Annotated in this window: 15 protein-coding genes; 13 read left to right on the top strand and 2 right to left on the bottom strand. The window is 66.2% G+C overall.

Features of this window, described 5'->3' with window-relative positions; genetic code table 11:
- Positions 1 to 19: 19 nt before the first annotated feature.
- The 5 genes from L2Y96_RS18800 (at position 20) to L2Y96_RS18780 (ending at position 6,788) form a co-directional block, all read left to right on the top strand.
- Entirely contained in the window at positions 20 to 1,948 is a 1,929-nt protein-coding gene (locus tag L2Y96_RS18800) for a TolC family protein (protein ID WP_247329252.1), read from the top strand.
- Positions 1,949 to 1,973: 25 nt separating this feature from the next.
- Positions 1,974 to 2,726, top strand: coding sequence for an efflux RND transporter periplasmic adaptor subunit (locus L2Y96_RS18795; protein WP_247329249.1), 753 nt, complete (start codon positions 1,974 to 1,976; stop codon positions 2,724 to 2,726).
- 4 nt (positions 2,727 to 2,730) lie between these two features.
- Complete coding sequence (locus L2Y96_RS18790) at positions 2,731 to 4,110, top strand: efflux RND transporter periplasmic adaptor subunit (RefSeq protein WP_247329247.1); 1,380 nt, start codon at positions 2,731 to 2,733, stop codon at positions 4,108 to 4,110.
- Positions 4,107 to 6,242 carry a site-2 protease family protein gene (locus L2Y96_RS18785; RefSeq protein ID WP_247329244.1) on the top strand — a complete coding sequence of 712 codons (2,136 nt, stop codon included), beginning with the start codon at positions 4,107 to 4,109 and terminating at the stop codon, positions 6,240 to 6,242. Before L2Y96_RS18790 ends, L2Y96_RS18785 begins: the two co-directional genes overlap by 4 nt.
- Positions 6,243 to 6,542: 300 nt before the next feature.
- Entirely contained in the window at positions 6,543 to 6,788 is a 246-nt protein-coding gene (locus L2Y96_RS18780; RefSeq protein WP_247329241.1) for a hypothetical protein, read from the top strand.
- A gap of 94 nt (positions 6,789 to 6,882) precedes the next feature.
- On the opposite strand, the gene L2Y96_RS18775 is transcribed toward L2Y96_RS18780, so the two are convergent.
- Positions 6,883 to 7,137, bottom strand: a complete 255-nt coding sequence (locus tag L2Y96_RS18775) for a CsbD family protein (protein WP_247329238.1) — start codon at positions 7,135 to 7,137, stop codon at positions 6,883 to 6,885.
- A gap of 150 nt (positions 7,138 to 7,287) precedes the next feature.
- Between L2Y96_RS18775 and L2Y96_RS18770 the strand changes: the two genes are divergently transcribed.
- From L2Y96_RS18770 to L2Y96_RS18740, 6 genes are all read left to right on the top strand, one after another.
- The gene (locus L2Y96_RS18770; protein WP_247329235.1) at positions 7,288 to 9,885 is read left to right on the top strand and encodes a glycoside hydrolase family 31 protein; all 2,598 of its coding nucleotides are present in this window, start codon (positions 7,288 to 7,290) and stop codon (positions 9,883 to 9,885) included.
- A gap of 155 nt (positions 9,886 to 10,040) precedes the next feature.
- Positions 10,041 to 11,132: a glycine betaine ABC transporter substrate-binding protein gene (locus L2Y96_RS22985; RefSeq protein ID WP_283248851.1), complete on the top strand. Its 1,092-nt coding sequence runs from the start codon at positions 10,041 to 10,043 to the stop codon at positions 11,130 to 11,132.
- Positions 11,133 to 11,290: 158 nt separating this feature from the next.
- Positions 11,291 to 12,334 (top strand): ABC transporter permease, encoded by a 1,044-nt coding sequence (locus L2Y96_RS18755; RefSeq protein WP_247329232.1) that lies wholly within the window; start codon positions 11,291 to 11,293, stop codon positions 12,332 to 12,334.
- Positions 12,331 to 13,248, top strand: a complete 918-nt coding sequence (locus tag L2Y96_RS18750; protein ID WP_247329230.1) for an ABC transporter ATP-binding protein — start codon at positions 12,331 to 12,333, stop codon at positions 13,246 to 13,248. Before L2Y96_RS18755 ends, L2Y96_RS18750 begins: the two co-directional genes overlap by 4 nt.
- Before the next feature lie 118 nt (positions 13,249 to 13,366).
- The gene (locus tag L2Y96_RS18745) at positions 13,367 to 14,080 is read left to right on the top strand and encodes an ABC transporter permease (RefSeq protein ID WP_247329228.1); all 714 of its coding nucleotides are present in this window, start codon (positions 13,367 to 13,369) and stop codon (positions 14,078 to 14,080) included.
- Between the two features lie 274 nt (positions 14,081 to 14,354).
- Entirely contained in the window at positions 14,355 to 14,645 is a 291-nt protein-coding gene (locus tag L2Y96_RS18740) for a hypothetical protein (protein ID WP_247329226.1), read from the top strand.
- Positions 14,646 to 14,747: 102 nt separating this feature from the next.
- On the opposite strand, the gene L2Y96_RS18735 is transcribed toward L2Y96_RS18740, so the two are convergent.
- Positions 14,748 to 16,799 (bottom strand): M13 family metallopeptidase, encoded by a 2,052-nt coding sequence (locus L2Y96_RS18735; RefSeq protein WP_247329224.1) that lies wholly within the window; start codon positions 16,797 to 16,799, stop codon positions 14,748 to 14,750.
- Between the two features lie 224 nt (positions 16,800 to 17,023).
- Between L2Y96_RS18735 and L2Y96_RS18730 the strand changes: the two genes are divergently transcribed.
- Together L2Y96_RS18730 and L2Y96_RS18725 are read left to right on the top strand one after the other, a co-directional pair.
- On the top strand, positions 17,024 to 17,803 hold the full coding sequence (locus tag L2Y96_RS18730; protein WP_247329222.1) for an iron-containing redox enzyme family protein: 780 nt from the start codon (positions 17,024 to 17,026) through the stop codon (positions 17,801 to 17,803).
- A 57-nt stretch (positions 17,804 to 17,860) separates the two neighbouring features.
- Positions 17,861 to 20,605 (top strand): putative bifunctional diguanylate cyclase/phosphodiesterase, encoded by a 2,745-nt coding sequence (locus L2Y96_RS18725; RefSeq protein WP_247329221.1) that lies wholly within the window; start codon positions 17,861 to 17,863, stop codon positions 20,603 to 20,605.
- Positions 20,606 to 20,611: the final 6 nt, after the last annotated feature.

The following is a 20,611-nucleotide window of genomic DNA, read 5'->3' as shown; positions in this document are numbered from 1 at the left end:
CACAAGGATTGCCCGACCCATGTCCCACCTTCACCCGATGACCACTGCCATGTCGCGTACTTCGCTGCGTTTTGCCCCGCTTGCCGCCTCGGTGGCGCTCGCTGTCTTCCTTACCGGTTGCGGTATCGCCACGCCCAAGCCGCTGACGCACGATGAGATCGCCAAGCGCGTGCAGAACGACACCGCCGCGATGTACAAGGGCCAGGAGCCGCTGAACGGTGCGCTGACGCTCTCCGACGTCATGGCCCGTTCGCTGAAGTACAACCTGGATTACCGCCTGAAACTGATGGAGACGGCGCTGTCGAAGGGCCTGCTCGATGTGAGCAAGCTCGACATGCTGCCCAAGCTCACCGCCGATGCCGGCTACCGCTGGCGCGACAACGATTCCGGCGGCACCAGCATCGGCATCCAGGACCGCATCGTCTCGCTGCGCCCGTCCACCTCGGAAGAGCGTGCGCACCTGCTGGGCGATGCCACGCTGTCGTGGGACGTGCTCGACTTTGGCCTGAGCTACTTCCGTGCGAAGCAGGCCGCGGAAGACGTGAACGTGACCGACGAGCGCCGCCGCAAGGTGCTGCAGAACATCGTGCAGGACACGCGTGACGCGTACTGGCGTGCCCTCGGCGCGCAGCGCCTGCTGGGCGAGGCGAACAGCGTGGCCGACAACATCCAGGCCGCGCTGCAGAAGACCCGCGAGGCCGAACGCGCCGGCATCCTGCCGCCGGTGGAAGGCCTGGAATACCAGCGCGCGCTGCTCGATGCGATGAGCCTGGTCACCCAGAAGCGCACGGAAATGCAGCTCGCCAAGCGCGAGCTGGCCGCGCTGATGAACCTTGCGCCGGGTACCGACTTCACTCTGGCTGATACCAGCGAAGCCGCGCTGGCGCCGCTGCCTTCAAACCAGGACCAGCTCAACCAGCTGGAACAGATGGCCCTGGAACAGCGTCCGGAACTGCGTGAGGAAGACTACAAGACCCGCATCGACGCTCTCGAAGCGAAGAAGCAGATCACCGCGCTGTTCCCGAACCTCAACCTGTTCGGCGGCATCGGCTACGACTCCAACAAGTACCTGTACAACGAGAACTGGACCCAGGGCGGCCTGAGCATGTCCATGAACCTCGTGCGCCTAGCCGGTATCCCGGCGATCAAGCGCACGAACAAGGCGCGCATGGAAGTCGACGATGCCCGCCGCATGGCACTGAGCATGGCGATCGTGACCCAGGTGCGTGTCTCGGTCGAGCGCTACAAGCTGGCTGTGTACGACCACGACCTCGCGCAGGAATCGGCAAGCGTCGACCAGCGCCTGGCCAGCATCTCGCGCGCGGGTTCCGATAATCAGCTCACCAGCGATCTGGAAACCCTGCGCACGCAGGCCCGCTCGCTCGTCTCGCGTTTCCAGGAAGCCTCATCGTACGCCGCCGCGCAGTCGGCCTACGGCCGCGTGCTGAACTCGGTGGGTATCGACCTGATGCCGGAAAAGGTGGAAGGCAGCGACGTGGCATCGCTCTCGCGCGCCATCCAGGCCAGCCTGGTGGACGGCGAAAAGCATGTCTTCACCTCGGTGGTCGATGTGCCGCAGGTCGATCGTCCGTTCGTGCTGAGCGTCACCGGCCTGCCGGCGAAGGTGGACGCGACGGCCGTGCGTAGCGCCGTGGGCAACGTGTTCACCGGCAACCGCCTCGTCCTTGGCAATGGCGACGACAGCCTGGCCGTGGAGCTGCGTTACAGCGCGGCACCGGGCAAGGCCGCCATGCGCGCGGTGTGGGATGTGACGGTGCAGGACAAGACGGGCAAGGCGCTGATGAAGCAGAGCTACCAGAGCTTCCTGCCGGATGACGTGAGCACCCGTTCGGTCAGCGCACTGGCCGAAGCCGCCGTGCTCTCCGTGCTGGACAAGCTCCGTGAGTTCTCCGCCGCACCGGCTACGGCCGCCGCCAACACCCCGTAATTCCTTTGCAGAATCCTGAAAGACCATGAAGACCTCGATGTGGCTGCACGCCGTTCTCGCGCTTGGCCTCGCATGTTCCGCTAGCGCGTTCGCTGAGGCCGCACCCGCGGCATCCACGCAGGCACCGGTGCGTTTCCTGGTAGTGGCTGACCAGGAAAGCCCGATGTCGGCGGCGGCGCCTGGCCGTGTGGCCCGTGTGTACGTGCAGCTGGGCGATACGGTGGCCAAGGGCAAGACGCTCGTGGCGTTCGATTGCAGCGACCTGAGCGCGAAGCACGAAGCAGCCGATGCCGAGTACAAGGCCGCGCAGTTGCGCTACGAAGCCAAGGCGAAGCTGCAGGGCCTGCAGTCCGCCGCGGCGCTCGAGGTGGAGCTCACGGCGGCTGACGTGAACCGCACGAAGGGCCAGCTGCGCATCATCGATGCCCAGCTTGCCCAGTGCCGTTTCGTCGCGCCGTTCGATGGCCGCGTGGCGCGCGTGCACGTGAAGGAAGGGCAGGGCGTGGGCGCGGGTGCACCGGTGGTCGACCTCGTCGGCACCGGTACGCCGAAGGCGCGTCTCAACGTGCCCTCCAACTGGATCAGCTGGCTGAAGCCCGGTGCGCATCTGGATGCCACCGTGGACGAAACCGGCGCGCGGTACCAGCTCACCGTCACCCGCCTGAGTGGCCGGGTGGACGCGGTGAGCCAGACCATCGAGATCGAAGCGGACTTCACCGGCGATACCAGCCGCGTGCTGCCGGGCATGAGCGGCCGCGCCGCGCCGGGCAAGGGCTAAACCGATGAGCGCCCAGCCTGCTACCGGCGCGCCCGCGTCGTCGCGCTTCTATGCGCTCGCGTCGCGCGTGGAAGCCGCGACCACCGCGGCCGAGCTCGGCTTCACCGCGTGCAACGAGACGCGCCTGCTGGTGGATTACCGCCAGGCCGCGCTGGTGGTGTTGCCCGCCGCCCGGCCGCCGCGGCTCGCTGCGCATTCCGGCCTGGCGGATGTGGATCCGAATACGCCGTACGCCCTGTGGCTCTCCGGCGTCGCGAAGGCGCTGGCGCCGCGTTGCACGGGGTTGCCCGCCAATGCGCGCGTGCTGCCGCTGTCGGCTGACATGCTGGATGACGACCTGGCCCGCGGATGGAGCGAGTGGTTCCCCACCCACGTTTGGGTGTTGCCGCTGCTCGGTCCGGATCAGTCGGTGGGCGCGTTGCTGTTCCTCGGCCGCGACACGCCGTGGCCCAGTACGTTGTCGCCGGATAGCGATGAGTTCGCGCTGCTGCACATGGCCGGGCTTTACGGCTATGCGTGGTGGTCGCTGGTGGCGCGGCCGACGCTCGTGCAGCGCTGGTGGCGTGCGGCGACGCGTGGCAAGCGTTGGCGCTATATCGTCGGGGCCCTGTTGCTGGCGTTGCTGATGCCCGTGCGCGAGTACACCCTGGTGCCGGCGGAAATCATTTCCCTGCACAGCCAGGTGATCGCTTCGCCGCGCGAGGGTGTCATCAAGCGCATGGTGGTCGCACCGAACGCGTCCGTGAAAGCGGGGCAGATACTGGCCGAACTGGACGACACGACGCTGCGCAACAAGCTCGCCGTCGCGCAGGCCGAGCTCGCCACCGCCAACGTCGAAATGCACCAGGCCGCGCAGCAGGCGATTGAAAGCCAGAATGCCAAGGCCGACCTCGGCATGGCCGAGGGCAAGCTGCACGAGCGCGAGGTGGATGTCGCCTCGCTGCAGCGTGAAGTGGAGAAGCTCGAGATTCGCGCGACCGCCGACGGCGTGTTCGTCTATTCCGATCCCGATGACTGGGCCGGGCGACCGGTGCAGACCGGTGAGCGCATTGGCCTGCTGGCCGATCCGCACACGCTGGGCGTGCGTGCGTGGGCACCGGTGGGCGAGCCGACCAACCTGGAAGGCGGCGCACCGATGACCGTGTTCCTGAAGGTGGCGCCGCTGAGCCCGATTGGCGCGCGTCTGGATTACGCCGGCTACCAGCCGGTGGAATCGCCGACGGGCGTGGCGAGCTACGTGCTGCGTGGCACGGTGGATGGCGACGCGTCGGCGGCGCGCATCGGCCTGCAGGGCACGGCGCGTGTATCCGGTCACTGGAGCGTGCTTGGTTACCTGCTGCTGCGCCGGCCGATCGCCAGCGTGCGGGCCTGGGGCGGGGTATGAACGCCGCCGCGGCAGCCATGGCTGCCCTGGGTGCACCGATGGGCCCGGCGCCGCCGCCGTGGCCCATGCTGCGCGAAGAACTCGATATCCACCCGGCAGGCCGCAACCGCGATGGCTCGCCGGCGTGGCATCTGTCGGATCCCGTTCGCAACCAGTTCTTCCGCATCGGCTGGCTGGAGTTCGAGATCCTTCAGCACTGGGATCTGGGCGAGGCCGGCCTGATCGCCGACACGATTGCTGCGACCACGACCTTGCAGCCCGAGCCGGAGGATGTGCTCGAGTTCGCGATGTTCCTGAAGCAGCAACAGCTGCTGCGCAGCGCGACACCCAAGCGGGTGACCTCTCTTGGCCACTGGCTTCTGCAGAACTACCTGTTCATCCGCGTGCCACTGGTGCGCCCGGAACGGTTCCTGCGCAACGCGCTGCCGTACATCCGCTGGATGTTCACGGCACGCTTTCTCGTGGCCACGCTGTTCGCCGCGGTGCTCGGCCTCATCTTCGCCGCGCGGCAGTGGGATGTGGTGCAGGCGAACCTGCGCGGGGCACTGACCTGGGATGGCGTGTTCGCTTTCGCCGGGGCACTGGTGTTTTCCAAGTGCTGGCACGAGTTCGGTCACGCGTTCATGGCGACGAAACACGGCGTGCGCGTGGGTCACATGGGTGTGGCACTGCTCGTGATGTGGCCCATGGCGTATACCGACACGGGCGAGAGCTGGAAGCTGGAGCGCTCGCAGAAGCGCCTGGCGATCGCGTCCGCGGGCGTGATGGCCGAGCTGGTGCTGGCGGCCTGGTGCACGCTGCTGTGGTCGTTCGCGCCGGATGGCAACTTCCGCAATGCGCTGTTCTTCCTCGGCACCACCGCTTGGGTGCTCACCATCGCCGTGAACGCGAGCCCGTTCATGCGTTTTGACGGGTATTTCATCCTGGCCGACGCGCTCGATTTCCCGGGCCTGCACGAGCGGGCAGGGCGTTGGGCGAAGCGCTGGGTGCGCCGCACTTTCCTCGGCATCGAAGACCCGCGGCCGGACGCCGTGTCCAAATCGTTTGCCGCCTTCCTTACCGGCTTTGCCTTTACGACGTGGCTTTACCGCATCACGTTGTTCGTGGGTATCGCTGTCGTGGTGTACCACGCCTTCTTCAAGGCGATGGGCCTGATTCTTTTCCTCGTGGAAATCGTGACGTTCGTGGTGAAACCCATGCAATACGAAGCGCGTGTGTGGTGGCACCGCCGTGCCGAGATCCGCTGGCCCGTCGCACGGCGCTGGCTGGTAGGGCTGGGGCTGGTAGCCCTGGTCGTGCTCGTGCCGTGGTCGGCATCGATCAAGAGCGATGGCCTGGTTGAATCCGGGTTCGAGCAGCCGGTGTTCACGCCGTATCCGGCGCAGATGGACAAGGTGCTGGTGCACGAAGGCCAGAGCGTAAAGCGGGGCGATACGTTGTTCGAGCTGTCGTCGCCTGCGCCGCAGGACGAGGGTGCGAAGGCCGATGCGCTACGCGATGCCTATGAATCCGCAGCGCGCGGTGCGTCCGCGCTGGATCGCGATGGCGTGGCGAAACAGGTGGTAGCGGATCGCATGGCCGAGCAGTACGACGCGCAGAAACTCGCGAGCGCAGCCGAACTGCGCCGCCTGCGTGTCGTCGCGGTAGCGGATGGCGTGGTGCGCGATCTCGACGAAACCTTGCGCGCTGGCAGCTGGGTATCGACCAGCACGCGCATGGCCACGGTGGTGGGCGGCACGCGTTGGCGTGTCGAAGCGCTCGTCTCCGAAGCCGACCGTGCGCGGCTAACGCTCGGCAGCGAGGCCACCGTCTTCGCGAAGGGCGCGGCGACGCCGCTACACGGCACGGTCGTCACTATCGACAACGGTGCACTCGAACACCTGCCAGGCATGGCACTGGCGAAAGAGCGCGGCGGCCCGATCCCGCTGAACCCCACCGCGCCACCGAAAGAACTGCGCCCCGCCTCAGTCTGGTACCGCGTCCGCGTGGAAGGCGAAGGCGCCACGGGTGTGACAAGCGAACAACTCGCCACGGTACACCTCACCGGCAAACGCGAAAGCCTGGCCCGCCGCTGGATCGACAGCACCCTGCTGATCCTGCTGCAGCAAACCGGCCTCGGCAAAGACGGCTAATCAGTGACTCTGTAGGAGCGCGCTTGCGCGCGATAGATGCTCGCGACATCCCCCATCGCGCGCAAGCGCGCTCCTACATACAGCGGACGTGGCAGGTATTTGTAAGGACGCGCTAAGACGGTTTCGTGAAAGGTAGGTCGGTGCACGCTGCAATTCCGGGCTCTGGTGACAGGGTCCGGGCACGCGAAAGCGTGATGTCATGCGGCCTGGCGGCACTTAACGATGATTTGTCACATTTTTCGCGCCGGTCCGTCATGGAATCAGGGTAGATATGCCCATGACCTACGCGAGGACCAAACCATGGCGCTGGCCGTTGCCCACTTCGAACCGATCGCACCGCTTGTCGCCGTCCTGGCGGGCTGTGCCGACGTGAACGACGCCACCCGGGTGCTCGACCTGCCCGAGGATGTGATCGATACCCTCGAGCGCTACGTAGGCTTCGACCTGCCGATGCACTCCAGCTTCTGCGAATGGCTGGTGATGCAGGCCATGGACCCGACCGAAAGCCCGCTGACCGTCGGCCAGCTGAAAGCCCACTACGCCTGATCCCCCAAAACACATGTAGGAGCGCGCTTGCGCGCGATAGGGCGTGTCGTAGCCCCCATCGCGCGCAAGCGCGCTCCTACAATGATTCGGCGGTTTAGTCGCGGCGCGCTAGCAGCATGCCTACCAGGATGCCGACGCCGAAGCCGCTGAGGATCGCGCCGAGCGGGCGGTGGGCGACCACATCGCGTACGGTTTCCACCGCATCGCCTGCCTTCTGCTGGACCCGGCCAGCTACCTCGCGGACCGCGCCTTCCCCTTCGAGATCATGGTCGCCGGTAAGGGCGCCGGCGGCGCGCTGCACGCGCCCGCCGATGGTGTTGGCGGCGCCGCGGATCTGGTCTTCGTTCATGGGTTGCCTCCCTCGGTGATGGATCAAGGGCTTGAAGGTGCCCGGAAGGAAGTGCAGAAATCGCCAAATCGGTGTCAAACCTTCACCGGCACTCCATGCGGCGACGCGTCATAATGGTCCACCTCTGGTAACGAAGAGGTGCTCCAGCCCATGGAAGCCACGAAAGACCTCCCGACCCAGGCCGGCGCCGCCGCCTGGCCCGAGGCCACGATCGAGCGCGGACCGGTCCGTTTCACCGTGCTCTCGCCAAGGCTGATAAGGCTGGAATGGAGCGCCGACGGCGCCTTTCGCGATATCCGTACCCAGATCGTCGTGAACCGGGCGCTGGATGTGCCGCCCTTCCATATCGATGAAGACGACACCACCGTCCAGATCGATACCGGCCTGCTCCGCCTGCGCTACACGAAGGATTCCGGGCGGTTTACCGCCGATAACCTTTCCGTCGTGGTCCGCGGTCCGGGCCACGAAGCCACCTGGCACCCGGGCGATACGCAGAAACACAACCTGGGCGGCACCTTCCGTACGCTGGACCGCTACGAAGGCGATACCTGGCAGGACGGGACCAAGCTCCCCCTGGAAGAGGGCCTGATCGCCCGCGACGGCTGGCACGTGGTCGACGATAGCGGAAGCTTCGGCATCGACGATGCCGGCTGGGTGGTCGTGCCACCCGAAGGCGAGCGCCAGGATTGGTACTTTTTCGGCTACGGCCATGATTTCCGCGCGGCGATCGCCGATTTTGCATCGGTCGCCGGTCCGCAGCCGATCCCGCCGCGCTTCGTGTTCGGTTACTGGTGGTCGCGTTATTGGAATTATTCCGATGAGGAGCTGCGTACGCTCGGCGCCCGCTTCGAAAAGGAACGCATCCCGCTCGATGTGTTGGTCCTCGATATGGACTGGCACACCACGCCTGGCCTCTCGCTGCGCCCCGGCCACGAGCATAAGGATGCGTTCGGCGAGCAATCCGGCTGGACCGGCTACACCTTCAACCGCAGCCTGTTCCCGGACCCGAAGGCCTTCATGCGTTGGGCGCATGGCGAGAACCTGCGGATTACCCTGAACCTGCACCCGGCGTCGGGCGTGTTGCCGCACGAGGAAAACTACGCCGCGATGGCGGAGGCGCTTTCGTGGGATACCTCGACGCAGGCACCCATTCCGTTTGAAGGGGCATCGCAGCCGTACATGCGCGCGCTGTTCGACACCATTCTTATCCCGCTCGAAAAGCAGGGCGTGGATTTCTGGTGGCTGGACTGGCAGCAGTGGAAGGATTCGAAGGCGTTCCCCGGGCTGTCGAACACCTGGTGGCTCAACCACGTGTTCTTCACCGAGATGCAGCGCGAGGGTGACCAGCGTGGCCTGATCTATCACCGCTGGGGCGGGCTCGGTAACCATCGTTACCCGATCGGTTTTTCCGGCGATAGCGTGATCAGCTGGATTTCGCTCGCGTACCAGCCGCACTTCACCGCCATGGCCTCCAACGTGCTCTACGGGTACTGGAGCCACGATATCGGCGGGCATACCTTCGACAAGAAGATTCCGCGGCCGGAGCGTCATCTCGATCCGGAGCTCTACGCGCGCTGGATGCAGCTGGGTGTGTTCTCGCCGGTGCTGCGCACGCACTCCGCGAAGGAGGCGAGCCTGCATAAGGAACCGTGGCATTTCGGGCCGCCGTACGGTGATGCGGTGTTCGCGGCGATCCGCCTGCGCTACCAACTCGCACCGTACATCTACGGTGCTGCTCGCGATGCCTACGATACGGGCCTGTCGATCGTACGGCCCATGTATTACCACTGGCCGGAGCACGAAGAGGCCTACGCGCACCCGTCGCAATACATGTTCGGCAACGACATCCTCGTGGCACCGGTGACCACGCAGGTGGGTGCCGATGGGACGGCGTCGTTCCCGGTGTGGCTGCCGCCGGGGCTCTGGTATAGCCGCGATGGCGCCGAGGCGTTCGAGGGTGGCGGCATGCTCGAGCGGGCGTATAGCCTGGAGGAGATCCCGATCTTCGTGCGTCCGGGCAGCGTGGTGCCGCTTTATCCGGAAGGCATGCGCAACCTGGCGAGCGTGCCTGATACGCTGATCCTCCAGGTCTTCCCAGGCGATGAGGGCTCGACGGCGCTTTATGACGATGACGGCACCAGCCAGGGCTATCAGCGCGGTGAGTTTGCGCGTACCTGCGTGCGTAGTCGGCGAGGCGACCGCGCGCACCGCGTGCATATCGATGCGATGGATGGCGACTACACGGGCCGGCCGACGACGCGGCGCTATGTCGTGGAACTGCTCGACGCCGGCATCCCGGAGAGCGTGGAGGTGAACGGCGAAGTGCTGCCCTACAGTGACGAGCCCATGCCCCGCTCGTGGCTGTTCGACCCGGCGTGGCTGTGCATTCGCATCGATCTCGGCCCGCGCCTGGTCAGCCGGCCACAGGACATCGTGGCGCGTTTCGCGCCCGAACACGCCATGCCTCGCGGTCTGCTACATCGCATGCGGCGTGCGCGCGATGCGGTGCTCTACCTCAAGCAGGTGTGGGGCGATATCTCGGCGCTGCCCGATGATGTCGACCTGGCCGGCCAGGCGGCGCGCGTGCTCTCGTATGCGATGGAAGGTGACGGCGAAGGCCGTGCGGAGCGTTTCAGCCAGGCCGTGGCCGAGTTCGAAGCGCGTTACCTCGGCCTGCCCGCCAGCGTCGACGCCACGCCGATCGACGACGCCTTCAAACGCACCTTCACCGACTTGCTCCTACGCTAATGCCCCCAACCCCCCGTAGGAGCCCACCCTGTGGGCGACATCTTTCGCCCCAAGACCACAGGGTCAACGCAACCCCATCCGGGCCGAGAAGCAAAACGCCGCAGATCGTGCGGCGCCTCGCGAACAGCGTCGCCCACAGGGTGGGCTCCTACGGGGTGGCGGTCGCGTTGGCGTTTTTTGCGGTGGGTGTTGCCGCGCAGGATGTCGTGCGCGTGGGCTCGAAGGCTGATAACGAAGGTGCTTTCCTCGGCCAGGTGGTGTTGCAGGTGCTGAAGCACGAGGGGATTCCCGTCGTGGACCACACCCAGCTGGGGCCTACCTCGATCGTGCGGCGTGCGTTGCTCGGCGGTGACCTCGATGTGTATCCGGAATACACCGGCAATGCGGCGTTCTTCTTCCACCGCGAAAGCGACCCGGCGTTTCGCGATGCTGCAAAGGCGTATGCCCTGGCGGCCTCGCTTGACCGGGTGAACCATGTGACGTGGCTGAAGCCTGCGCCTGCCGATAACCATTGGGCGATTGGCGTGCGCCGCGACGTGGCGGAGGCGAACGGGTTGCGGTCGCTGGTGGATTTTGCGCGGTGGGTAGGGGGTGAGGGGATTGCACGCAAGCGCGCCCCTGCAACGGAAGGGCCTGTGGCCGAGGGCGGTAGCGGTCCCGGGCGTCGCGGGTTCGGCGGAAGCGATGGCGTGGATAGCGGTCTACGTGCACCGCCTGACGGTGGCGCGGATAGCGGTCTGCGTGCACGGTCTGGCGGTGGCGCGAGTAGCGATCTACGTGCAGGGTCTGGCGGTGGCGCGAGTAGCGTATTGCTGGCTGGCTCGGCGGAGTTCGTCGAGAGCGATGCGGCGTTGCCGGCGTTTCAGAAGGCGTATGGCTTTACCTTGCGTGGTGACCAGTTGCTCGTGCTGGCCGGTGGCGATACGTCGGCCACGATCAAGGCCGCGGCCGAGGGGATCTCCGGTGTGAACGCGAGCATGGTTTACTCCACCGACGGCGCGATCGCCGTGACCGGGCTTGTCGTGCTGGAGGATCCGAAACATGTGGAGATGGTGTACCAGCCCGCGCCCGTGGTGCGCGATGCAGTGCTGAAGCGCTACCCCGCGATGCGCGGCGCGCTGGAAGCCGCATTCGCCCCGCTGACGGTGGAACGCCTGCGTGCGTTAAACGCGCGCACCCAGATCAACGGCGAAGACGCCTCAAAGGTCGCCGCCGACTACCTGCGCACCGAAGGCCTGGTCCGATGACGACACCTGTAGGAGCCCACCCTGTGGGCGACGCCGTTCGCGATAGCGCCGCAGGGGTTGGGGGTTTCGGCGAAAGGCGTCGCCCACAGGGTGGGCTCCTACAACGGGTGCTGCCTTTGGTGGTGTTGTGCGCTGTTGGCTTGCTCGCTGCGGTCGCCATGGACTTCCTTCATATCGCGCCTAACCGTTTGCTCAGCGGGCATCCGGCAAGCCCGCATGCGGCGCTGATGGCGTTGGCGTGGCTTGTCGCGGCAGCAGCGGGCTTCTGGCGCGGAGGCACGGCGGTAGCGCTGGTGCTGATCATCGGCCTGCCGTTCCTTGCCGGGTACGAGGCGACGCAGCTGTTGCAGCACGCACCGCCCACCACGCGCATCCAGTTGGGCGCAGGCTTCTGGACGCAGTGGCTCGCAGCGGCCTTGTTGCTGCTCGACCGGCTGCATCACCTGCGCGTGGCTTGGCGGACCACGGCATGGTGCCTCGTGGCGTCAGCGTTTGTCGCAGGCGCGATGGCGGGCGCGTTTAACGACATCGCCCTGGTCCGCGAATGGCAGGCGCAACGCGGTGCCTTTGCCGATGCGCTTGCAACGCATGGCGTGTTGTCGCTGGTGACCCTGGGTCTGGCGCTTGTGATCGGTTCGCCGCTGGGCTACATCGCGTGGCGGCAGCGACGGGCGGGTGGCGCACTGTTGGGTGTGCTGGCGTTCCTGCAAACCATTCCTTCGCTCGCGTTGTTCGCTTTGTTGATCGGGCCGTTCGCCTGGGTAGCGCGGCAATGGCCGACCCTCGGCGCACTGGGCTTTGGCGGCACAGGAGCGGCGCCCGCGGTATTCGCGCTGGTGCTTTACGCGTTGCTGCCCGTGGTGCGCTACACCGTGGCTGGACTGGATGCCGTCCCCGACGATGCGCGTGAAGCCGCGCGTGGCCTGGGCATGAGCCGCGGCCAGGTGTTGTGGCGTGTGCAGCTACCGCTGGGCTGGCCCGTGCTGCTCGCGGGCCTGCGGATCGTCGCGGTGCAGACCATCGGGCTCGCTGCCGTCGCGGCCTTGATCGGCGCGGGTGGGTTGGGCCGGTTCGTTTTCCTCGGTATCGGGCAGGGCGCGACGGATATGGTGTTGTTGGGTACGCTGGCGATCATCGTGCTGGCTCTCGCCGCCGATCTTCTTTTCCAGGGCCTCATGGCTCTTACCGGGCGCCGCGCATGATCGAGTTCGACCACGTCCACAAGGCCTTCGGCGATCACGTCGTGATCAAGGACCTGTCGCTACGCGTGGAAGACGGCGAGTTCTTTGTGCTGGTGGGCCCATCGGGCTCCGGCAAGTCCACGTTGTTGCGGACAGTGAACCGGCTGACGCAGATCGACGGTGGGCGTGTCCTCGTCGATGGCCAGGATGTCGCCGCGCAGCCGATCGAGGTGCTGCGGCGTGGTATCGGCTATGCGATCCAGTCCGTGGGATTGTTTCCGCACCGTACGGTGGCCGAGAACATCGCCACCGTGCCGCGCCTGCTGGGATGGCCGGAGCGCGATATCGCGGCGCGCGTGGCCGAGCTGATTGGCCTGTTGAAGCTCGACGAACCGGGCATGGGCGAACGCTATCCCGATACGCTTTCCGGTGGGCAGGCGCAGCGCGTAGGCGTGGCGCGTGCACTGGCGGCACGGCCGAAGATCGTGCTGATGGATGAACCCTTCGGTGCGTTGGATCCACTGACGCGCGAATCGTTGCAGGCCAGCGTGAAGGCGATCCAGCGCGATACTGGTACGACCATCCTGTTTGTGACGCACGACATGGATGAAGCGTTCCGCCTGGGCGATCGCGTGGCGCTCATGCTCGATGGACGCCTGGCCCAGGTCGGCACGCCGCTGGAACTGATTCGTTCGCCGGTCGATGAGCGCGTCAATGCGTTTGTCGGCGGCACGCGCGCCTACCTGCGTGAGCTCGCGGTCCGCTGCGTGCGCGACAGCATGCGCCGCGACGAGCAGGCGGAAGGCGATGCCATCCCCGTCGATGCGACCCTGCAGGAGGCGCTGGGCGTGATGCTCGCCCAGCGCCGCGACCGTTTGGCCGTGGAGGGTGGGGGCGCCATCTTGCTGGCCGACATCGTGGCGCGCCCCCGATGAGCGCCAGCTCTTGTAGGAGCGCGCTTGCGCGCGATATGGCGGTGCGAAAGAGCCGCAAGCCTTCCGAGCGTGAGGCGAAAGATGTCGCGCGCAAGCGCGCTCCTACAGGGGGCGTGGCATGAAGGCTTGGTTGCCTCTCATAGTGCTCGGGGCGTTGCTTCTGGCGCTGCCGCATTCAGCGCCGCTTTTCCATGCGTGGCTGCCTGAGCTCTCGCACCCGTTGTATTGGCGCACCTCGTTTGCCCAGCTCGCTTTGGCGCATGCGTTGCTGGTGGCCGTCGCGACGGCGGTTGCGGTGTTCGTGGGCCTTACGTTGGGCATCCTCGCTACGCGTCCGGCAGGCCGCTCGCTTTTGCCCACCGTGCGTGCGGTGGCGGTGATCGGGCAGACCTTCCCACCGGTCGCAGTGCTGGCCATCGCCGTGCCGCTGCTGGGCTTCGGTGCCGCGCCGACCTTGCTGGCCTTGTCGTTGTACGGCGTGTTGCCCGTGCTCGGCCAGACCGTGGCCGGCCTCGACCAGGTACCCGCCAGTGCGCTGCATGCCGCGGATGGCATGGGCTACGGGCCGTGGCGCCGGTTGTGGGAAGTGGAACTGCCGCTGGCCGCCGGTCCGATCATGGCGGGCGTCCGTTTGTCCGCCATCGTCAGCGTGGGCACGGCGACGATCGGTTCCGCGGTGGGCGCGGCGACGCTCGGTGCGCCGATCGTCGAAGGGCTGGTCGGTAACAACACGGCGTACGTGGTGCAGGGCGCGTTGTTGGTTGGGGCGCTGGCGCTGTCCGTGGATGGTCTTCTGGGTCTCGTCGAACGTCGCCTCCGGCCTCACGGCTGACCCCTACCCACCTCACGAATCCAGTCCTTGTAGGAGCGAGCTTGCTCGCGATCGGCGGTGCGACACCGTTGAACCGCCGGAGCTCTGCCGTGGTGGGGCGAAAGATGTCGCGCGCAAGCGCGCTCCTACAGGGGCTTGGGCCACTCGTGTAGGGGAATGCCTTCGCGGAGCTAAGTCGTGGCCTACACGACCTGTGGGCGGTCGCCGATAGGGTGATGTGACGTTCGCGGCGATCCTACGTGGGCCCACTGGTGGGCTTACATCAAGGACGATCATGTACGCACGAACGATGCTTGTGCTCGCCGGCCTGTTGGCCGTGTCGGCTTCCGCCCACGCGGAAGACGATGCCTTCGCGCCGTATCCCATTACGGTGAAGAAGAGCGGCCACGTGAAGGAGACCGCTTACATGGAGGCGCGCAAGGAAGCGCTGGCGGGTTGTGATCGCGATGGCGGTTACATCGACGCCATGGATTTCCAGTTCATGGAAGGCTGGGGAGCTGCGAAGGGCATGCATTACATCGTGGCGCGCGCCACGTGCCGCGTACATCGGTTAGCCGGAGAATAAGCTTCATGTAGGAGCGCGCTTGCGCGCGATAGCCTGATCGCGGGGATGTGCGATGAGGCAAGGTTTATCGCGTGCAAGCACGCTCCTACAAGAGCTAGTGGGTTACCAGATTTTTACGCGCTGCTTCGGATCGAGGTAGAGCTTCTGGCCCGGCTTGGGCTGGAACGCGTCGTACCACTGGTCGATGTTGCGCACGGTCTGGGCGCGGAAGTTGCCCGGGGCGTGCACGTCGCCGACGATCTGCGAGCGCAGCGCGGCATCGCGGGTCTTCTCACGCCAGCTCTGGGCGAACGCGAGGAAGAAACGCTGGTCGCCGGTGAGGCCGTCGACCACCGGGGCCGGCTTGCCGCCCAGGCTGTTCTTGTACGCGGCGTACGCGATGGTGAGGCCCGACACGTCGGCGATGTTTTCGCCGAGGGTCTGCTGGCCGTTCACATGCAGGCCGGGCAGGGCTTCGTACGCGCTGAACTGGTCGACGAGCTTCTGGCCGGCTTCCTTGAAGTGCTTCTGGTCGGCATCGGTCCACCAGTTGGCCAGGCGGCCCTGGGCGTCGAACTCGGCGCCGAGGTTATCGAAGCTGTGGCTGATTTCGTGGCCGATCACCGCGCCGATCGAACCGTAGTTGGAAGCCGGATCGGCCTTCGGATCGAAGAACGGTGCTTCGAGGATGGCGGCCGGGAAGTTCAGTGCGTTCTGCAGCGGCAGGTTTACCGCGTTGACCGTCTGCGGGGTCATCCACCACTCGTCGCGATCCACCGTCTTGCCCAGCTTGGACTTCTGGTGGGCGTATTCGGCGAGCTCGGCGCGCATGTGGTTGCCCACGGCGTCATCCGGCTTGACCTCGAGCTTGGAGTAGTCGCGCCAGGTGTCCGGGTAGCCCACGCCCACCTTGATGGTGGCGATCTTGGCCTTGGCCTTTTCGCGCGTGGCGGGGGTCATCCATTCCAGCTGGCCGACGCGGTCGTCGAAGGCCTTCAGGATGTTCTTCACCATGTCCTGCACTTCCGCGCGCGACGTGGCGGGGAAGTATTCCTTCACGTAGATCTGGCCGACGGCATCGCCGAGGTCGTTGTTAACGCGAGCGACGCCGCGCTTCCAGCGATCGCGCTGCTTGGGCGTGCCAGTGAGCGTCTTGCTGTAGAAGTCGAAGGCGAGGTCATCGAACTTCTTGCCGATGAGGCCGCTGGCGTTCTCGTTGATCGCGTGGAAGCGCAGCCAGGCCTTCCAGGTATCGAGCGGCTCGCTGCCGACGAGGGCGGCGAACTTCGTCACGGTGTTCGGCTGCCACACGATGAAGGTGGGCTGGTCGTTGAGGCCGGCGGCGGTGAAGTAGGCATCCCAGTCCAGGCCCGGGGCTTTGCTGGCGAAGGCGGTGCGCGGCCACGGGTTGTTGGCCTTGTGCACGTCTTCGCTGTCGACGATGGATTCCTGGGCTTCGGCGATCTTCATTTCCAGGGCCATGATGGCCTTGGCTTCCTCCGCCGCGTTCTTGTCGCCCGCGGCGGCCAGGATGGCCTGCACGTAGGTGGCGTACTTGGCACGCGTGTCCACCATGTCCTTGTCGGACTTCAGGTAGTAATCGCGGTTGGGCATGCCCAGGCCGCCCTGGAGCAGGTACGGCACGTTCTTCGAGGGGTCTTCGAGGCCCTGCGCCACGAACAGGCCGAGCAGGTGCTCGGTGTCCAGGTGGGTGGCGTTGATGGGATCCACGTCGGCGCGCAGCTGGCCGCCCAGGGCGCTGGCCAGGGCCTTGCGGTCCTTGATCGCCGCGATGGCATCGAGTTCGGGCTTGAGCGGCGCCAGGCCGGCCTTCTCGATACCGGCCTCGTCCATGTAGGCCTTGTAGTAATCGGCGATCAGGCGCTGGTTGCTGCCGGCGGCCGGGTTGCCGTTGCCGGCGGCCTTGATCAGGTCGGCGGTGCGCTTCTCGGCCTTCTGGAAGACCTGCAGGAAGATGCCGGTGCTGGAACGGTCGGCCGGGATCTGGGCGGTCTTGATCCAGGCGCCGTTGGCGTATTCGTTGAAGTCGTCGCCGGGCTGCACGGCGTGGTCGATGCCCTTCAGGTCGATGCCGGACGGCGCGCCGCTGGCGGCGAAGGCGCCGGTGCTGGCGATGCCGCAGGCGATGGCCGCGGCGAGGATCGTGGATTTCATGGTGGGCAGCCCTTTTAGCGAGGAACGGGCGCCCACGATAAGCCTCGCAAGCCCCGGCGGGAGCCATGACGTCTGGCATAGACGCTGGCCGGCCCGGCGCTGACAAAGGTGAACGGGCCCTATGCCCTAATGGATCTCCGGCGCCCGCCATGGGCGGCGGCGGGCGGGCCGCGGGACGCCCGGGCCTGCCTGACCTTCCTTGGCAGAGATCTTTGGAGATCGACATGAATGCACGTTTTGAACTGACCGGCCCGCAGATGGACATCACCAGCTATCCGCTCTGGGCACAGGACATGGTTTCGTCCTGTGAGGATGCGCGGCGGGCTATCGTCAGCCACGAGATGTGGTCGCAGATGATCGCGGCGCAGCTCGACCCGGAGGTCACCCGCAACTTCATGGTGGGGGTGTGGCCGGTGATCGAACGCTTCCCGGGCTATATGGCCCACAGCCTGCTGAAGACCCGCTTCGGCCGCAGCCCGGGCGATGACCTGGCCCGGCGCTGGCTGGTGCGCAATATCCGCGTGGAACAGAACCACGCCGAGTACTGGCTGAACTGGGCGGAATCGGCAGGCGTGTCGCGGGCGGAGGTGCTGGAGGGCCAGCCCCCGAAGGGCTCGCAGGCCCTGGCGGACTGGTGCGAAGAGGTGAGCCGCAACGATTCCCTGGCGGCCAGCATGGCGGCGACGAACTATGCGGTGGAAGGGGCGACCGGCGATTGGTCGCAAATTGTCTATGAAAGCAAGGACTACGCAGAAAGCTTGCCGATTTCCGGCCGTAAAGCTGGCTTGCGTTGGCTTCAGCTTCATGCAGCTTATGACGATACCCATCCTTGGGAGGCCCTGGAAATCGTTTGCTCGCTGCTCGGTACGAACCCGCCGGTGGACCAGGTGGAGCACATCAAGGAATGTGTGCGCCGCAGCTATATCAGCATGGCCATCACGCTGGATCGCTGCATGGACGTGGTGGGCGGCTCGTATCGTTCGGTGAACGAGGCGGCCGCTTAACTCGCCAGTTGGGTCGTAAGTAGGCACTATCGCCCTGGTATGGGAATCCGTTAGACGATGCACCGCGTTGAAGCCAACCACCTGCAACCGCTCACCAGGCGCCTCCGGCCCCTGGCGTACGCGCTTGCGGCGGCGGCGGTGTTTGTCCTGGCCCTTACCTGGGTGGCGATGCAGACCCAGGTGACTCTCGCTGGTTTTCTCAACGGCGAGAGTCTTTGGGCAAAGGCCCAGAAGCAGGCGGTGATCGACCTCGACGCTTACGCGGCCCATGGCCGCAAGGCCGATCTGGAGAGTTTCCGCCGGAACTTCGCCGTATTGATGGCCGACCGCTGGGCGCGCGATGCGATCGCCAGCGGCGATTACGAACAGAGTGAAGTGGAAGATGCCTTCGCCCGGGGTGGTGTTATCCCCGAGGCGATCCCGGGCATGGTGTTCATCTTCGCCCACTTCAGCGAGATGCCGTATGTGCGAGAGGCCGTGGCCGAATGGCGCTCCGTGGATACCAGCCTGGTTGAGCTGGAAGACACCGCCGACCGGCTGCAGCACGCGTACGAGGCCGGCAGCGTGGATGCCGGCACGATCGACGGCGAGCGGGCGCATATCGAGACACTGAACCGCTATATCGAGCCACGCGCCAAGGCGTTCTCACTGGATATTGCCAACGGCGCGTCATGGCTGGGCCGGGTGCTGTTCTTCACCGTGGCTGGCGTGGCGGTGCTGGCGGCGCTGTTGTGGCTGCGTTTCGCCCGGCGCGTGCTTGCGGGCATCCGCGGCACCGAGGAGCGCTACAGCCTGCTGTTCGATAGCGCGGCCGATGCCATTTTCATGGTGGATGAAGCGACCGGTGCCATCCTCGATGCCAACCACCGCGCCGCCGCATGGGTCGGCTGCCAGCGCGGTGAGCTGATCGGGCTGCCGCTGGCCACCTTGTTCCTCGAAGGCTCCGCGCATTCCGGCGTGGGCGTGCTGCGTTCCGCCACCGGCAGTACGCGCCCCGTGGAAACGCAGAGCAGCCTCGTGGTGTGGGGCCAGCAGCAGGTGTGCCAGGCCATCGTGCGCGATATCTCCGACCGCGTGGCGATGGAGCAGGAACGCAAGATCGCCGCGGAGGCCCTGGCGAGCATCGCCGAGGGCGTGATCATCGCTGATGCCGATCGCCGGGTGACCACGACCAACGCGGCCCACCAGAAGCTCACCGGCATGCCCTTGCACATGCTGCGCAACAAGCGGCTGGATGCCACACGCACGCTCCCCGACGGGCGGCCGCTGCCGCAGTCGCTGTGGGATGAGATTGCGGCAGGCGATAACTGGCTGGGCGAAGTGGAAAGCCGCCGCGCCGATGGCACGGTGTATCCCGAGCTGATGAGCATCAGCAGCATCCGCGACAAGGATGGCCGTCCGCAGCATTACGTCGCGGTCGTCTCCGATATCACCACGCGCAAGGCCGATCGCCAGCGCCTGCAGCACATGGCCACGCACGATCCGCTTACGGGCCTGGTGACGCGTTCGGAGTTCGAGCGGCGTTGCGCCGAGGCGATTACCCGCGCCGCGCATTCGCGTGGCGCAGCCGTCGTGCTGTTCGTGGACCTCGATGCCTTCAAGGTGGTGAACGACAGTTACAGCCACGCGACGGGCGATGCGCTGCTCATCCGCGTGGCCGAGCGGATACGCGGGCTGCTCTCACCGCATGACGTGGCCGGCCGCATCGGCGGTGATGAATTCACCGTGCTGCTTTCCGACCTGCGCTCGCGCGAAGAAGCCCTGGTGTTGGCCGAGGCCTTGCTGGCGGCGTTGTCGCGCCCGTTCGACCTGGGCGATTACGAATTGTTCGTCTCGGCCAGCATTGGCATCGCGGGTTACCCGCTGGATGGCAACGATGCCGTGACGCTCATCGCCAATGCCGATGCGGCGATGTACGTGGCCAAGATGGAGGAGCGCAACGCCTTGCGCTTCTACACGCCCAAGATGCATGCCGATGCGCGGCGCCGCCTGAAGCTGGCGGCGGAACTGCGCCAGGCCCTGCAGCGCAACGAGTTCCACCTCGTGTACCAGCCCAGCGTGGAAATGAAGACGGGCCGGATCGTGGCGGTGGAAGCGCTGCTGCGCTGGAACCACCCCGAGCGCGGCGTGGTGCCGCCCGATGAATTCATACCGATCGCCGAGAGCCTGGGCCTCATTCGCCAGATCGACCAGTGGGTGCTGCAGCGTGCGCTGGAGCAGCTGCGGGTGTGGGACGAGGCGCGCCTGCCGCAGCTGCGCATGGCGGTGAATGTTTCGGCCGGTTCCTTCAGCCATCCGGATTTTCTTGCGAGCGTGGGCCAGGCCCTGTTGGCGAGCGGCATGTCGCCGAAGCGCCTGCTGGTAGAGCTCACCGAAAGCGCGATCCTGCGCATGGGCGAGGACACCGAGCGCGCGATGCTGGCGCTGCATAACCTGGGCGTGGCGGTGGCGATCGATGATTTCGGCACGGGTTATTCCTCGCTGGCTTACCTGAAGCTGCCGGCGGTGGCGTACCTGAAGATCGACCGCAGCTTCGTGACCGGCCTGCCGGCCAGCGGCAACGACGTGGCGATTACCGAGGCCATGGTCGCCATTGCGCGCAGCCTGGGCCTGCATACGATCGCGGAAGGCATCGAGACGGAGTCGCAACACGATTTCCTGCTGCGCGCCGGTTGCCAGGAAGGCCAGGGCTACCTTTACTCCCGCCCGGTCAGCCCCGACGATATCGCCCGGCTGCTGGCGCCCCGGCCCGGCGCCTCGAGCGGCAAGCACCTGTCGCTGGTCCCGCCCCGCCGCGCCTGATCCGTC

It is taken from the genome of Luteibacter aegosomaticola, from assembly GCF_023078475.1.
GTDB lineage: Bacteria > Pseudomonadota > Gammaproteobacteria > Xanthomonadales > Rhodanobacteraceae > Luteibacter > Luteibacter aegosomaticola.
This window is presented reverse-complemented; position numbering and strand designations above follow the sequence as displayed.

Excerpts from the sequence above, each read along its gene's own strand:
- L2Y96_RS18800 (WP_247329252.1), top strand. The coding sequence starts at position 20 with ATGTCCCACCTTCACCCGATGACCACTGCCATGTCGCGTACTTCGCTG.
- L2Y96_RS18795 (WP_247329249.1), top strand. The coding sequence starts at position 1,974 with ATGAAGACCTCGATGTGGCTGCACGCCGTTCTCGCGCTTGGCCTCGCA.
- L2Y96_RS18790 (WP_247329247.1), top strand. The coding sequence starts at position 2,731 with ATGAGCGCCCAGCCTGCTACCGGCGCGCCCGCGTCGTCGCGCTTCTAT.
- L2Y96_RS18785 (WP_247329244.1), top strand. The coding sequence starts at position 4,107 with ATGAACGCCGCCGCGGCAGCCATGGCTGCCCTGGGTGCACCGATGGGC.
- L2Y96_RS18780 (WP_247329241.1), top strand. The coding sequence starts at position 6,543 with ATGGCGCTGGCCGTTGCCCACTTCGAACCGATCGCACCGCTTGTCGCC.
- L2Y96_RS18775 (WP_247329238.1), bottom strand. The coding sequence starts at position 7,137 with ATGAACGAAGACCAGATCCGCGGCGCCGCCAACACCATCGGCGGGCGC.
- L2Y96_RS18770 (WP_247329235.1), top strand. The coding sequence starts at position 7,288 with ATGGAAGCCACGAAAGACCTCCCGACCCAGGCCGGCGCCGCCGCCTGG.
- L2Y96_RS18755 (WP_247329232.1), top strand. The coding sequence starts at position 11,291 with ATGGACTTCCTTCATATCGCGCCTAACCGTTTGCTCAGCGGGCATCCG.
- L2Y96_RS18750 (WP_247329230.1), top strand. The coding sequence starts at position 12,331 with ATGATCGAGTTCGACCACGTCCACAAGGCCTTCGGCGATCACGTCGTG.
- L2Y96_RS18745 (WP_247329228.1), top strand. The coding sequence starts at position 13,367 with ATGAAGGCTTGGTTGCCTCTCATAGTGCTCGGGGCGTTGCTTCTGGCG.
- L2Y96_RS18740 (WP_247329226.1), top strand. The coding sequence starts at position 14,355 with ATGTACGCACGAACGATGCTTGTGCTCGCCGGCCTGTTGGCCGTGTCG.
- L2Y96_RS18735 (WP_247329224.1), bottom strand. The coding sequence starts at position 16,799 with ATGAAATCCACGATCCTCGCCGCGGCCATCGCCTGCGGCATCGCCAGC.
- L2Y96_RS18730 (WP_247329222.1), top strand. The coding sequence starts at position 17,024 with ATGAATGCACGTTTTGAACTGACCGGCCCGCAGATGGACATCACCAGC.
- L2Y96_RS18725 (WP_247329221.1), top strand. The coding sequence starts at position 17,861 with ATGCACCGCGTTGAAGCCAACCACCTGCAACCGCTCACCAGGCGCCTC.